The organism is Providencia sp. PROV272 (genome assembly GCF_049901975.1).
Classification (GTDB): Bacteria; Pseudomonadota; Gammaproteobacteria; order Enterobacterales; family Enterobacteriaceae; genus Providencia; species Providencia stuartii.
Map to the genome: position 1 here is coordinate 3607563 of NZ_CP096291.1, position 15529 is coordinate 3623091.

The following is a 15529-nucleotide window of genomic DNA, read 5'->3' on the forward strand; positions in this document are numbered from 1 at the left end:
TTACAGCTTATTATCACAAATAATTTGTTTTCTTTCTGCCGTCTGCTTCATAATATTACCTGTATCTAAAGATGGTAAACCATCGGTGATTTACCGTGATTAAAATAGTTTATGAATCACTTGCAGCTCTGTATTAATCGTGATCAAGTCTTCAATCATCTGATCATAAATAGCGGGCCTATTTTGCTTCCAACCCACCATATCAGGGCGATGTTCAATTGCCATCGGGGTTTTAAGTAATGGGTGATCGATGATAGGAGTAGTTAAGCCATGTTTGGCGCGGAAATTTTTGACGGCTTGATATTCAAACGGCCACGCTAATAATATTTCCATATCTATTTCATAGCCTGTCGCACTTTGTTCATTTTCATCCCAGTCAAATAAAGCGGACCATTCGACATGACGATCACACAGTGCAATAAGCCATTGGGCGACAACATCGTGATTTTCATTATATAACGCTTCTTGGCAAAAACGTTGATAAAACGGATCGATAGGAATACCTGCACTCTCCCAATCTATGGTTTGATTTTTTTCGCTTGCCAACATTTCAACGGCAAATACGCCTAGCTTCTGTGGGCGAGTATACATAGGGAGTGATTTTGCCATTTTACCCGATTGAATATTCTCAATAATTCTATCGTAGCAAAGGTGCCCAATTCTAAAGTCATCACAAGCAAAATCCATCAGTAAAATTTCGCCTTGTTCAGAAAAATCTAAAGATAAATTTTTATCCTTAAATAGGTTATAATAACTAGCTAAAAAAGAAACATTTCTATGCCAAAAGAATTTCTCAAAAGCATAAGATTTTTCATTCACATTTGAGTAGATTTCTTTCGTATAAAGCAACCCAGTAATTCCCATTGCAGAATCAAGAGCTACAAGATAATTTATATACTTATCAACAGGCTTTCTTGTAATATCTATTTCTATATCTTTATAAAACCGACTATCTATCTTTTTTTTCAAATCTATAGTACTAACTTCTATGTCTTTCAATTCAGTTTCTATATATTTATTGATTAGCTCCATTCTATTCATTATTTTATTCTTTCCATAAGAAACCTGTTATCAAATCGAGAAGTTTTACTAACAGAAAACATCTCATCTATTCCAACTGTTATTTTGATACTCTTTATATTATCAATATTAGCACGTAAATATTCAAAGACGATCAACGACCGTCTAATCGCCGTGGTTAAAATAGCTTATGAATCACTTGCAGCTCTGGATTGATCGTCATGAGGTCTTCAATTATTTGGTTATAGATAGCTAGCATATTTTGTTTCCAACCCACCATATCCGGTGGTTGCTGTTGCCATAGTTTGAGTTCAGAATAACTTTGCCAGTCACTGCGCTAATCGCGGCAGGTGAGAGACTAAAAGCATACAGTTCTTCAATTCTCGGCTAATACCCGAGTAACTCATACTCAGAGCAAAAAACGTATTATTTTATGCTCGACCTCATTCGATAATGTCGCTTGGTGCTTTTTCACCCGTTACGGTTCGAAAGAACCATTACGATCAGGTCTCGTTGCCAGTTCAACGTTACCCGTTGATATTTTGATGGTTTTCTTAGTGATACCATTTCGGCGATTGGCATTGATATCATTCGCCAAATAAGAGTCTCAATGGGGTCAGGATACCGCCTTTGCCGATCAATACCTGCCCCTCTTGAAGTAATTTTAAGGTTTTATCAAAATCGAAAGGTTGTGTCATCAGCCCTTCCTTTTTGAGGTCGTTTACTAGGATGACACAGAATTTCTAACACTCCCGATTTAACATTAATTTTCGGGTGCCACGACCAGTTGCCCCACTGAGCCTAAATCCGCTTTTTCTAAATTGTTGCTGTAGAATAAAAATGGAAAGTGCTCATAGGATGGCTGCATCATTTGTACCAATAGTTCTGTTTTACCATCAACCCAAACTGTATCTTTCCAGCCGAAATCCTCCGGTGGTGTCGGTTGTCCATTACGGTTAATCACTTTAAAACGAACCCCTTCAATATGAAAAGGTTGAGGAACATTACTGGTTACGGCCCAGCGCTCCCACCCACCTTGTTGGCTTGATAGATCAATACGACGAGTATCTTTTGTCGTATTATTGATGCCATAAGGTTCATTAAGGTGAATATCACGATTACGAATAGATGAAGTGATCTGAGTTTTATCTTCAACTAACTGAGTAGGAACATCATCAGTCACCAAAGACATTAACCCTGTTGCTTTGATAGTCAACACATTGGTCGATATGAGTGTTGTTGAAGGTTCAAATAAACTCTTCACTCTATCCATAAAGCTCGCTGATTCACCCGCTGTAATGGTAAGCTCTTCTGTTTTTGCCATATCAATCAAGACTTCTCGACGTTCACCCGGTGCCAACGACAGTTCAGGCACTTTGACTGGTGATGTCAATAATCCTTGATCGGAGGCTATCATCACAAAAGGACGCCCATCGCTAATTTTCATGACATAGCGCCTCGAATTAGAGGCATTTAATAAGCGTAAACGGATCCAGCCACGGGAAACTTCAATATAAGGGTCTTGAACACCGTTAACTAATAACGTATCCCCAAGAAAACCGTCCTCATTGGCTTGGTATTCAGGAACCCCAAAATTATCTAAGCGCTTATCTTGGATAATAATAGGAAAATCATCGACGCCATAATGTTTTGGTAGTCGCAGATTCTTCGTTGAATCATCTTCAATGATCCACATCCCTAATAGACCATTATAAATTTGAGGCCCCATTTTGCCTTCTGTATTCGCGTGATACCAAAGGGTCGCTGCGGGTTGACGAATAGGGATCACAGGAGACCAATCGGCTCCTGAAGAGATTAACCTTGCCGCTCCACCTATTTGAGTACCAGGAACTTGCAGGCCACTAACTGTCATGGAAACAGACTCAGGTAAGCGATTACTATAAATCAGCTTAATATCATCGCCATTTTTTACTTTTACCGTTGGACCTGGATAAGAACCATTAACCCCCCATATATCCGCAGAGTATTTCCCATCAAACGACCAATGTATTTTTTGTAATGTCAAAAATAACGGCTGTCCTGATTTGGATTCTAATAATGGAGGAACAGGGAGCGGGTTTTTGCCATTACCGCTCGCAAAAGCATAGTTTGATGTATTGACCAAACACAAAGCCAGCCCTGCAATAAGCAGAAACTGACGCCGACTGAATGACATAAATTCTCCACTAAACTAAAAATAGCAGCGCTAATTATTGTTAGATATTCGCAATATAAGCCAATTTAATCGTTAATTTTAGGTTCGCGCTAGCATAACCCATCATTGGGCCATAATCTTAAACTTGATACAAATGGGTTGTAATGATATCGCGAAAATAGATGAAACTCTAAAAATATCTATAACGATAAATAAAATTTAATAGTCAAAAATGACAAGATAAAATGTAATTAGACGTGTAAACAGGATCATGTGATTCATTAAATAAAAACGCCCTTTTCTGATGAGATAACCTATTCAGAAAAGGGCGTCATGTTAAGTCATCGTGCCGAACAACTTATTTATTTTGCTTGTCTATTTCAGCAATCTCTTCATCGAGCTGCTTAATTTTAGCTTCCATCAAATCATGGCAATATTCAGCGAGCTCCCTGACTTGCTCCTTGGAATAGTTTTTTGTCTCTATTGGCTCTAACATTTCAACGATCACATGACCATTATTCCAACGGTTGAGTTTGATCCTTCCTTGAGTGGTAGAAACACAAACCGGTACAATTGGTACACCCGCAGCAATCGCCGCATGAAATGCCCCTGTTTTAAAAGGTAGCAACCCACGACCACGGCTACGAGTTCCCTCTGGAAACATCCAAATTGAAATTTGATGTTTTTTGATTTGTTCAGCCACTTGCGAAATTGTGTTATGCGCTTTTGAACGATTCGAACGGTCGATCAAAATATTCCCCGTGATCCAGTACAGAAAACCAAAAAACGGGATCAACACTAAACTTTTTTTCCCTACTGTCACCGTTCTTGGTTGAACACCATTCGACATTGTGACCATGTCATAGTTATTTTGGTGGTTACCAATATAAATGCTCGGGCCATATTTTTTCGCTTTTTCTGGAACGCGGTTAATAATTTTTATGCCAAATAATGTTGATAACCGCCCAAACATATGGCCAAAAACCATCACATGTTTTGGATCACGAGGGCTAAATAAACAATAAATTCCCCCAAATACACACACCAATATTGTATAAATAATCACAATAATGGCCCTAATCAGCGCTAGCATAGAGACCTCTGTCTAAATAATCAGAACTTGATTATCCTCGCCATACTTCAAGTGCAGCATTGTCAGCACGATTGATTCCGCTATCGGCTGGCTGACCTTTACGTATTTAGAGCATAATCAATCCCATAATAAAATTGCACTATTATTATTTGTCTGCATCCGCAGTTTCAACTTCAATTCGCTCAATATTATGCAAGCCACGAGGTAGTGATGTACCACGACGCCCTCTTTCTGCACGATATTTTTGCAACTCTTCCGATTTCAATCTCAGTTTCCGTTTACCGAAATAGAGCGTAATTGAAGCCTGTGCTGGCAGCACTAATAACCAAACAAGAAGGTCTTCACCACTTGCCGCTTGAGCACCGGTAATATTGATGATCTTATTACCTTTCCCTTTCGACAATTGAGGCAAATCAGCAACAGGGAACATTAACATACGACCAGCCTTAGTAATGGCTAACAGTACATCTTCTTGCTCATTATTGATCTCAATTGGTGTGAGGATCTTGGCGTTATCCGGCAGATTAATCAGAGCCTTACCTGTTTTGTTCTTGGTGACAAGATCATTAAAGGTACAAATAAAACCATAACCCGCATCCGATGCCATTAAATATTTTTGCTCATCTTGGGCCATCAGAACATGTTCGACGGTCGCCCCCGGCGGTAGTGATAAACGCCCGGTTAATGGCTCCCCTTGACTGCGTGCGGAAGGTAGCTCTAATGGGTCAACCGAATAACTACGCCCTGTCGTATCTAGGAAAACAACAGGCTGATTGGTTTTACCTCGAGCGGCACCTTTGAAACTATCTCCAGCCTTATAACTCAGATTAGAAGGCTCAATATCATGCCCTTTCGCACTGCGTACCCAGCCCATTTCTGACAATACAACGGTAATCGGCTCTGAAGGTAGAATTTCATGTTCGCTCAATGCTTTTGCTTCTTCACGTTCACGCAGTGGCGAGCGACGCTCATCCCCATAAGCTTTGGCGTCAGCCTGAATTTCTTTTTTAATCAGCGTATTTAGCTTACGCTCGGAGCCTAAAATACTTTGTAATTCATCACGCTCTTTAATTAATTCATCTTGCTCGCCTCGAATTTTCATCTCCTCGAGTTTAGCCAAATGACGTAATTTTAATTCTAAGATAGCTTCTGCTTGCGTATCAGAGAGATTAAAGCGCGACATTAAGACAGGTTTTGGCTCATCTTCCGTACGGATGATCTCAATAACTTCATCAATGTTAAGATAAGCAATTAATAAACCGTCTAAAATATGTAAGCGTCTAAGAACCTTTTCTAAACGATGATTAAGGCGATTACGTACCGTTTGACGGCGGTAAACAATCCATTCATTGAGTATATCTACCAACCCTTTAACTGCTGGACGATTATCAAGACCTATCATGTTGAGGTTAACGCGATAGCTTTTCTCGAGATCTGTCGTCGCAAACAGGTGATTCATCACTTGTTCGAGGTCAACACGATTACTACGCGGCACAATGACTAGGCGTGTAGGATTTTCGTGATCGGACTCATCACGTAAATCATCCACCATCGGTAATTTCTTCGCGCGCATCTGGCTTGCAATCTGCTCAAGCACTTTCGCCCCAGAAACTTGATGAGGCAGAGCAGTAATAACCGCATTGCCATCCTCTTTTTCCCAAACAGCACGCATACGAACCGAGCCGCGACCATTTTGATAGATCTTACGAATATCCTCTCGGGAAGAGATAATCTCTGCTTCGGTTGGGAAATCTGGACCAGGAACATACGACATAATGTCATCCAGCGACAGCGTTGGCTTATCCAATAGAGCAACCAAGGCTTGAGCCACTTCCCGTGCATTATGAGGTGGGATATCTGTCGCCATCCCAACGGCGATCCCCGTTGTACCATTGAGCAAAATATTCGGTAAACGCGCTGGCAACATTTTTGGCTCATTCAAAGTGCCATCAAAGTTAGGGATCCAGTCCACTGTGCCATGCGCAAGCTCGCTCAATAATACTTCTGCGTATTTTGATAGCCGTGATTCGGTATAACGCATCGCGGCGAAAGATTTAGGATCATCAGGCGCACCCCAGTTTCCTTGACCATCAACCAATGGATAGCGGTAAGAAAACGGTTGAGCCATTAGCACCATCGCTTCATAACAGGCACTATCACCATGAGGGTGATATTTACCTAGTACGTCACCGACCGTCCTCGCTGATTTTTTATATTTCGCCGTATTATTAAGTCCTAACTCGGACATTGCATAAACGATACGGCGCTGGACGGGCTTTAGCCCATCGCCAATAAAAGGTAACGCCCTATCCATGATCACATACATCGAATAGTTCAGATAGGCGTTCTCAGTAAAGGCGTGGAGGGGTAAACGCTCTACGCCGTCATGAGTAATTTCACTCATTCAATACTTTCCTTACTCTTTTTGATAGCGTGATGAATGTTAGACTTCAATTTCAGCCATATCGCCTTTTTCTTGTAACCAGTTACGACGATCTTCTGAACGTTTTTTTGCTAACAGCATATCCATGACGGCCACTGTTTCTTTGTAGTTCTCATCATCAATGGTTAATTGAACAAGACGGCGAGTGTTGGGATCTAATGTCGTTTCACGCAATTGAATTGGGTTCATTTCCCCCAACCCTTTAAAGCGCTGTACATTGGGTTTGCCTCTCTTACGACTCAGCCTATCAAGCACGGCATTCTTTTCGCTTTCATCCAATGCATAAAACGTCTCTTTCCCTAAATCGATACGATACAGTGGCGGCATTGCCATGTATACATGCCCTTCTTTGACAAGCTTAGGGAAATGACGCACAAACAATGCACATAACAGCGTCGCAATATGTAACCCATCAGAGTCAGCATCCGCAAGAATACACACTTTCCCGTAACGCAATTGGCTTAAATCCTCACTATCAGGATCCATACCGATGGCAACAGAAATATCATGAACTTCTTGCGACGCCAGCACTTCATCGGAAGAGACTTCCCATGTGTTTAGGATCTTCCCACGTAAAGGCATAATAGCTTGATATTCACGGTCGCGGGCTTGCTTTGCTGAGCCTCCCGCAGAATCCCCTTCCACCAAGAACAGCTCTGTCATACTTAAATCTTGGGAGCTACAATCTGCTAACTTACCGGGTAAAGCGGGGCCACTGGTTAACTTCTTACGCACCACCTTTTTAGCCGCACGCATACGCCGCTGAGCGCTAGCAATTGCCATTTCCGCTAACTGTTCGGCAACTTGAACGTTTTGGTTTAACCATAGGCTAAAGGCATCTTTTACGACGCCAGCAACAAATGCCGCACATTGGCGAGAAGAGAGACGCTCTTTCGTTTGCCCAGCAAATTGCGGATCTTGCATCTTAACCGAAAGCACATACGCACAGCGCTCCCAGATATCATCAGCAGACAGTTTTACGCCACGAGGTAAGATATTACGGAACTCACAGAACTCCCTCATTGCATCAAGTAACCCTTGGCGCAACCCATTCACATGGGTTCCCCCTTGTGCGGTTGGGATCAAGTTAACATAGCTCTCCGTGAGCAGTTCTCCGCCTTCTGGTAGCCATAAAAGCGCCCATTCAGCCGCTTCGCTCTCCCCCGAAAACTCTCCAGTAAATGGTTGATCCGGTAACAGCTCTAATCCATTAACGGCTTCCATTAAATAGTCTGTTAGCCCATCCGTATAGCACCAGCTTTGCTCTGTATTGTTGAGCTGATCCTTAAACGTGATTTTCACGCCAGGGCATAAAACCGCTTTTGCTTTTAAATTATGAGCTAAACGAGAAACGGAAAAACGCGGATTATCGAAATAGCTTTCATCCGGCCAAAAATGCACGCTAGTGCCAGTATTGCGCTTAGCGCACGTACCGATAACATGCAATTCTTCGACTTTATCGCCATTTTCAAAGGCAATTTGATAAATTTGACCATCACGGCGCACTGTGACTTCAATACGCTTAGACAAAGCATTAACAACGGAAATACCTACACCGTGCAAGCCACCTGAGAATTGATAGTTTTTATTGGAAAATTTACCACCAGCGTGTAACTGCCCTAAAATCAGTTCCACAGCGGAGACTTTCATTTCAGGATGGATATCAACGGGCATACCTCGCCCATCGTCAATCACTTCAAGTGACTGATCAGGATATAAAATTACTTCAATATGCCCTGCATGCCCTGCCAGTGCTTCGTCAACACTGTTATCAATTACTTCTTGTGCTAAATGGTTCGGTCGGCTGGTGTCTGTATACATCCCAGGGCGACGGCGAACAGGTTCCAAACCACTGAGGACTTCAATGGCCTCTGCGTTATAACTAGATTGAGTCATGTTGTCATTCTGCGGTAATAGGTGATTAATTGAACAACTCAAAGCGTTCAATCAGTGATTTACTGTTGATAATAACAGTGTACAGATGTTTTGGCATTATTTCTCTGCCAATCTCAGAAAATGGATGATTTGCGGAAAGTGATTCTCAAAACCAACAAAGGCATGATTACCTTGTGGTTCAACAGTTTGTTTGCATTTTGCAAGATAGGAAACCGCTTGGCGATAATCGAGCACTTCATCCCCCATTTGTTGTAACAACCAGATCAAATCGGGATGATCAACTTGTGGCAGATGCAATGCTTTCAGTTCATGCATATGCTTAGGCTCAAGAAAATACTTTTCATGCGTATAAGGATTGATATTTTCGCCAAGATAATCCTGCAAAAGATCAAAAGGACGCACTGCGGGATTCACCACAACGGCTGGGATCTGAAAACGCTGTGAAAACCAAATCGAAAAATAGCCGCCTAATGATGAGCCAACGAGCCCCATCGGCGCGTCTTTATGCTGTAGCACAATCTCTTCTAACATAGAAGCGGCTTGCTTTGGATAGTTAGGCAATTGCGGCACAATCATGTTGATGTGCGGGTAGCGCTCATTCACCCACTGTTTTAAGCCATTGGCTTTCGCCGACTGTGGCGAACTATTAAAGCCATGGATATAAAGAAGCGTCGACATTAGTAGCCGTCCGAATCAAAGTCAGGACTGAATTCTTTGGTATTTAAACGACACACTTGCGTACTAATATGCCTTTCCCCTTTCTCATTGATGGAGAGTTCGAGATAGCGCCAGCCTGGAGCGACGGTATCTAGTGCAAAGTTGGTACAATGAGGCTTAAACTGCACGCATGTCGAAGGCGTCGCTAATAAACGAATACCATGCCAGTATTCATCCATTTCTTGATGAATATGCCCACAAAGCATCACTTTAACTTGTGGATACCCTTTTAGGTAATCCGCAAGAATATGGGAGTTACGCAAGCTGTGCTGATCAAGCCAAGTACAGCCCGAAGGTAAAGGATGATGATGAAGCATCACTAAAGTGGTACGCTGAGGGCGCTTATCCAAACAGCTTTTCATCCACTCAAGTTGCTGCTCTGACAATTCGCCATGTGGAACGTCTTGCAATTGGCTATCCAGCATCAAAATTTGCCATTCATCACCAATCAAAATTTCTTTTGCACTTGAAATCCCCGCTAACTTTAAAGAGCTGACCATTGCAGGTTGGTAATCATGATTACCTGGGAGCCAAACACAGGGAGCCGGTAGACGCTCAATCCCTTTTGCAAAATGTTGGTAAGCTTCTGGTGATTGATCTTGGACTAAATCACCGGTTGCAACGATCAGATCGATAGGCAGATTTTGTTCTAAAATAGCATCAAGGACGGCATGATAGCTCTTGTGCGTGTTAATCCCCAATAGGGTATTCGCTGTATCAGCAAAGAGATGCGTATCAGTAACTTGTAAAATCCTGACTACCTTCGCATTACGAGCAGTCACTTCGAGCTGGCTGTCCAAAAGTTTTCCTTGTTCCAATAAAAAATGTCACCGTTATTTTGCTATTCTACCGTTAACAGTAGGTTAATATCTGCTAAATAGCACACACTTCATTAGATTAATTGTTATTTAAGACAGTTTCACCCATTTTTGTTGCAATTTTTTGTAATTAAGCTGTAGCCACTGGAGCACAATGACCGTTGCCGCATTATCAATAATCCCCTCCTCAACCCATTGATAAGCCTGCTCACGGCTAACCACATGGACACGGATATCTTCATTTTCTGATTTTAAACCATGGATACCAGAAGCATGGGAACTGTCAACCTCACCAACATACACATACATACGTTCAGAGGTGCCCCCAGGACTCGATAAATAGCTTAATGCTTTTTCAGTGCGACCAATGACCAATCCGGCTTCTTCGTCAGCTTCACGACGTACTACTTGCTCTGCAGTTTCATCGGTTTCTATCATTCCTGCAACCGCTTCAAGTAACCATGGCGTTTGACTGGTTTCTATGGCAGGCAACCTAATCTGCTCAATAAGCACAACCTTATCGGCTTCAGGATCATAGGGTAAGATAACGCCGGCGTGCCCGCGTTCAAAGACCTCACGAGTAATTTCTTCGCTCCAACCCCCCTCAAATAATCGATGGCGAAAGCGGTATTCAATCATTTGAAAAAAACCATTAAATAATTTACGCTTAGATATAATTTCAACATCATTTTTATTATATTTAATTGGCTGCTCTACATTTTTTGTCATAACAATCTCCTAAGCTGATGTTTTCCATATTAAGGAAAAATTATGGAATAAAACAGTTTTTAGGGCTTTTTCCCTTTATATGAGTTAATGTTTAAACAAATTGAGACAAAATGGCACAAAACGCTACCGTTAACCTATGCGATACTCTGTTACAATAAGCGTCAATATGAACTGAAATATATAGGCAACAACAAGGTCTGTTTTTGACAAGTATTTCTAGTGATGATGATTTATTTACATATAGGTTCCAGTTTGTCCTATTTATCTCGGCTCTCTCCTCACTTATGCCAGTGGGGCACAGGTAACAGGCTGAACTTATTTGCTGTTTAATCAAGGAATCCAAATGAAGAAACTGCTTCCCCTTTTTATTGCATTAAGTTTTGTGGGTCTCAGTACGAATAGCTACGCAGAAGATCTACTTCAGGTTTACCAAAAATCCAAAGAAAGTAACCCTGATCTAAGAAAATCATTAGCGGAACGTAACCAAGCTTTTGAAAAGATTAATGAATCCCGTAGCCCATTATTACCACAATTAGGTTTAGGGGCCGGTATAACATATGGCAGTGGTTATCGCGATACGAGAAATACTGAAAGCAACGGTCTCAATGCTTCTTTGAAATTGACCCAAGTCGTTTTTGATATGTCAAAATGGCGTCAACTCAGCGTCCAAGAAAAAACCGCGGGTATCACGGATGTTTCGTATCAAACCAGCCAACAGCAACTGATTTTGGATACTGCAACAGCTTACTTTAACGTATTAAAAGCGATTGACGCGCTATCCTATATCGAAGCAAATAAAGAAGCCGTTTACCGTCAACTCGATCAAACGACCCAACGCTTTAACGTGGGCTTAGTGGCTATCACTGACGTACAAAACGCCCGTGCAAACTACGATAGCGTGTTAGCACAAGAAGTTTCAGGCCGTAATGACTTAGAAAATGCGGTTGAAAAACTGCGTCAGGTCAGCGGTGTTTACTACAATCAACTGGCTTCACTGAATATCGATCGTTTTAAAACCGTGACTCCTGATCAGGTTGATGCAATTTTAAAAGAAGCGGAAGAGCGTAACCTAAGCTTACTGAGCGCTCGTTTAGCACAAGATGTTTCACGTGAAAACATTCGTTTAGCGGAAACTGGGCATATGCCAACCATCAATCTTGATGCGGCTACCAGCGTTGCCAATACACATAACCATGGCAGCAACTTCAACGGGTTAGATCGCAATAGCTATACTGGTCAAAACAGCATTGGCTTAACCTTAAGCTTACCACTTTATAGTGGTGGTGCGGTGAGTTCACAAGTTGAACAAGCACAATATGGTTTCCAAGGTGCCAGTGAGCAACTTGAGAGTGTTTATCGTAACGTAATTCAGTTGGTACGTTCTTCATATAACAACGTGTCATCTTCTATCAGTAGCATCAATGCGTACAAACAAGTCGTTGTCTCTGCACAAAGTTCATTAGATGCGATGGAAGCTGGTTACCAAGTGGGAACTCGTACGATTGTTGACGTGTTAACCGCAACTACCGCGCTGTATCAGGCAAAACAAAACCTGTCTAATGCACGTTATGATTACATGATTAACCAATTAAACATTGAGTTTGCTCGTGGCACACTCAATGAAGAAGATATTGCTCGCCTTAATGCAAGCCTAGGCAAAGAGGTTTCAACCTCACCTAGCAGCATTATTCGCAATATTGAAACACCACAAATTAGGTAATAACAACTTTAAAGGGGTCGATAAGTCGGCCCCTTTTTATTCGCGCCAACCTCCCTCCTTTTTTAACTTTCCTTTCTTAAACACGTTGATGATCACCACGGCCTAAATTGCACGCTGTCATCAGTGAAACATTTGTGTTTTCTCCTCCATCAATAAATTAACAAAATCTATTAATATAAAATAAATTCAATAGGTTACAATGAAATCTAGCATAAATTATGGAGTTTGCGTCAGTGAATGCAAAGCCATTTTTCTCAATAATTAGGGAGTGATATAAAACGAGCTCCTTAATTGATAGATAACAGATGGAAATATTATGAAGAGATTTATTCTTCTTGCATTATGCACGACGCTTATACTGCCAACTATGGGTGCACAAGCATCCCCACGCTCTCATCATACTGAGGCAAAAATTTCAGCATCACCAGTTAAAGCACATAAAAATAAAAAGCCAACACCACCGCCAAAAAAGAAAAAAGCCCCAAGAAAACATAAATCTAAAATTCCACCAAGACCATAATTGGGACTAATGTGCATGGGTGTGTTTATGAATTTAAACCACCCATTATTTAGCAAGCAAAGTATCTTTAACTGATAAAGCCCTTTTATTTAGTGAATAATCACCATAAAACAGGGTTTTTGATTTTATAAAAAGCCTAAAACATCATGTAGTAATAGTAGAAATTCGTATAAATATCGTTTTTGCTATCTAAAAGAGTGCAACCAGACTTTATTGATTATTTCTTTGTGCAAAATCAGCCAACTCTGATGAGAAACATTAAGTAATAAATCAAAAAACAAACAAAATATAATTTATTGAAATAAAACAAAAATAGTTATACTTTTTCTAAAATAACTTCTCTTGCGTATTAATTCTGACGAGGAATTTGCAAAATTTATTATTTAATCGCATTTCATTGGCATTTCTGCTTTAATTTTCAACGTATTTCCCCTATCCTAGAGTCAACAAAACTAACCTCTTACTCACTCTTAATTCAGGGTAATTACCATGACCATGAAGCGTACCAAGCATATTAATCAAGACGCATTTCGTAAGTCTTGGCGTTCATATCGCTTAGCACCCGTTGCTATTGCCGTTAGTGCTGTATTTATGCTCTCCGCTTGTGAAGAAAGCGATGAGACTGTTTCTCTGTATACCAATGCGCAGGATTGTAGCCAAGCTAATCCTTCTCAAGCTGAACAATGTACTTTAGCCTACAACAATGCATTACAAGAAGCGGCAAAAACAGCCCCTAAATATGCAACGAAAGAAGATTGTATCGCCGAATTTGGCGAAGCAATGTGTACTCAAGCACCTGCACAGGCTAGTTTCTCAAGTACCGCAGGTAATGGTGAACAAACAGCTCAAGCACAAAGTAGCTCTGGTAGCATGTGGATGCCATTGATGATGGGTTACATGATGGGTCGAATGATGGGCGGTAGTGCACCTTCACAACCTCTTTTTAGCTCTAAAAATCCAGCTAGCCCAGCTAATGGCAAATTTGTCGATGCTACAGGTAAAAGCTATGGTCCTGCTGTTGCAGGTGGGCGTTCTATCAGCGTACCAAAAACAGCAATGGCACCTAAGCCACCAACCACTTCCACCATCACTCGTGGTGGCTTTGGCGACACGGTGAATAAGCAAGCGATGGCACAGAAATCTTCCTCGTCTAAATCTTCTTCATCTTCCCGTTCAATGGGTGGTTGATAAGTAATGAAACGAGTACCAATTATTGAGCGCCCTGATTGGCGCGAAAAAGCAGCTGAATTTGGCTTTGGTTTTCATACCATGTATGGCGAGCCATACTGGTCTGAAGACGCTTACTATCAATTCTCAATGGCGCAAATTGAAGAAATTGAAGATGCCACTGCTGAATTACACCAAATGTGTTTAAAAGTGGTTGAACGGGTTATTGAAAGTGATGAGTTACTTGCACGCTTTCAAATCCCAAAACACTGTTGGGAGTTTGTACGCCAATCGTGGAAGACGAGCCAACCTTCGCTCTATTCACGCCTTGATCTGGCCTACGATGGAGTTAACCCTCCTAAGCTACTAGAGAATAATGCTGATACACCGACATCGCTCTATGAGTCAGCCTTTTTCCAGTGGATTTGGTTGGAAGATCAGGTCAATGCAGGGAAACTACCTGAAAACGCCGATCAATTTAACAGTATTCAAGAGCAGTTGATCGAACGTTTCACTCAGCTTAAAGATCAACATGGTTTCCGTCTGCTGCATATGGCGTGCTGCCGTGATACCGATGAAGATCGTGGCACTGTTCAGTACCTACAAGATTGTGCTCATGAAGCAGGTGTCGCAACTGAATTCCTTTATATGGATGAAATTGGCTTAGGTGAAAGAGGTGAATTCACAGATACACAGGATCAGATCATTAGTAATCTGTTTAAACTGTATCCGTGGGAATTTATGCTCAGAGAAATTTTTTCTACCAAATTGGAAGATGCCGGTGTACGTTGGTTAGAGCCAGCTTGGAAGAGCATTATTTCGAATAAAGCACTGCTACCAATGTTATGGGAAATGTTCCCAAATCATCCTAATTTGTTGCCAGCTTACTTTGCTGATGGCGAAAAACCAGAGCTTGAAAGTTATGTGATCAAACCACTATTTTCTCGCGAAGGGGCGAATATTCGTGTGATTGAAAAAGGCCAAGAGATTGCCTCAGCAGATGGTCCATATGGCGAAGAAGGCATGATCATCCAGCAGTTCCATCCGCTACCTCAATTTGAAGGTAACTATACATTAGTAGGAAGTTGGTTAGTGAATGATCAACCTGCGGGTATCTGTATTCGCGAAGACAAAGAGCTTATCACTCAAGACCTCTCTCGCTTCTATCCTCATGTCATTATTGACTGATAGACAAACGGCATGTTAACCATGCCGTTTTCTTCCACTAAAAACACAAGGCAGTAAATTTAC

General features: G+C 41.4%; 12 protein-coding genes and 1 pseudogene. 4 read left to right on the forward strand and 9 right to left on the reverse strand.

Annotated elements, in window-relative coordinates; all coding sequences use genetic code 11:
• Positions 1-99: 99 nt before the first annotated feature.
• From M1E93_RS16715 to nudF, 9 genes and pseudogenes are all read right to left on the reverse strand, one after another.
• Complete coding sequence (locus M1E93_RS16715; protein ID WP_072502821.1) at positions 100-1041, reverse strand: hypothetical protein; 942 nt, start codon at positions 1039-1041, stop codon at positions 100-102.
• 253 nt (positions 1042-1294) lie between these two features.
• Positions 1295-1718 (reverse strand): annotated as a pseudogene (locus tag M1E93_RS16720) (transposase); the annotation flags it as partial.
• Between the two features lie 65 nt (positions 1719-1783).
• Complete coding sequence (gene ftsP, locus M1E93_RS16725; RefSeq protein ID WP_004925110.1) at positions 1784-3196, reverse strand: cell division protein FtsP; 1413 nt, start codon at positions 3194-3196, stop codon at positions 1784-1786.
• A gap of 337 nt (positions 3197-3533) precedes the next feature.
• Positions 3534-4268, reverse strand: a complete 735-nt coding sequence (locus tag M1E93_RS16730; protein WP_014657639.1) for a 1-acylglycerol-3-phosphate O-acyltransferase — start codon at positions 4266-4268, stop codon at positions 3534-3536.
• Between the two features lie 145 nt (positions 4269-4413).
• Positions 4414-6672 (reverse strand): DNA topoisomerase IV subunit A, encoded by a 2259-nt coding sequence (gene parC / locus M1E93_RS16735; RefSeq protein WP_104873250.1) that lies wholly within the window; start codon positions 6670-6672, stop codon positions 4414-4416.
• 39 nt (positions 6673-6711) lie between these two features.
• A complete protein-coding gene (gene parE / locus M1E93_RS16740; protein WP_004925119.1) occupies positions 6712-8607 on the reverse strand; it encodes a DNA topoisomerase IV subunit B in 1896 nt (631 codons plus the stop codon).
• 96 nt (positions 8608-8703) lie between these two features.
• The gene (gene yqiA, locus M1E93_RS16745) at positions 8704-9285 is read right to left on the reverse strand and encodes an esterase YqiA (RefSeq protein ID WP_040132435.1); all 582 of its coding nucleotides are present in this window, start codon (positions 9283-9285) and stop codon (positions 8704-8706) included.
• Complete coding sequence (cpdA, locus tag M1E93_RS16750) at positions 9285-10124, reverse strand: 3',5'-cyclic-AMP phosphodiesterase (RefSeq protein ID WP_014657637.1); 840 nt, start codon at positions 10122-10124, stop codon at positions 9285-9287. The genes yqiA and cpdA overlap by 1 nt, the downstream gene beginning before the upstream one ends.
• Before the next feature lie 108 nt (positions 10125-10232).
• Positions 10233-10871: an ADP-ribose diphosphatase gene (gene nudF, locus M1E93_RS16755; protein ID WP_004925129.1), complete on the reverse strand. Its 639-nt coding sequence runs from the start codon at positions 10869-10871 to the stop codon at positions 10233-10235.
• 343 nt (positions 10872-11214) lie between these two features.
• On the opposite strand from nudF, the gene tolC reads away from it, so the two are divergent.
• The 4 genes from tolC (at position 11215) to M1E93_RS16775 (ending at position 15466) form a co-directional block, all read left to right on the forward strand.
• The gene (gene tolC, locus M1E93_RS16760; RefSeq protein WP_004925132.1) at positions 11215-12591 is read left to right on the forward strand and encodes an outer membrane channel protein TolC; all 1377 of its coding nucleotides are present in this window, start codon (positions 11215-11217) and stop codon (positions 12589-12591) included.
• 316 nt (positions 12592-12907) lie between these two features.
• Positions 12908-13111 carry a hypothetical protein gene (locus M1E93_RS16765; protein WP_127891330.1) on the forward strand — a complete coding sequence of 68 codons (204 nt, stop codon included), beginning with the start codon at positions 12908-12910 and terminating at the stop codon, positions 13109-13111.
• A gap of 489 nt (positions 13112-13600) precedes the next feature.
• Complete coding sequence (locus M1E93_RS16770) at positions 13601-14299, forward strand: DUF1190 family protein (RefSeq protein ID WP_004925139.1); 699 nt, start codon at positions 13601-13603, stop codon at positions 14297-14299.
• A gap of 6 nt (positions 14300-14305) precedes the next feature.
• A complete protein-coding gene (locus M1E93_RS16775) occupies positions 14306-15466 on the forward strand; it encodes a glutathionylspermidine synthase family protein (protein ID WP_060561409.1) in 1161 nt (386 codons plus the stop codon).
• The last annotated feature ends 63 nt before the right edge of the window (positions 15467-15529 follow it).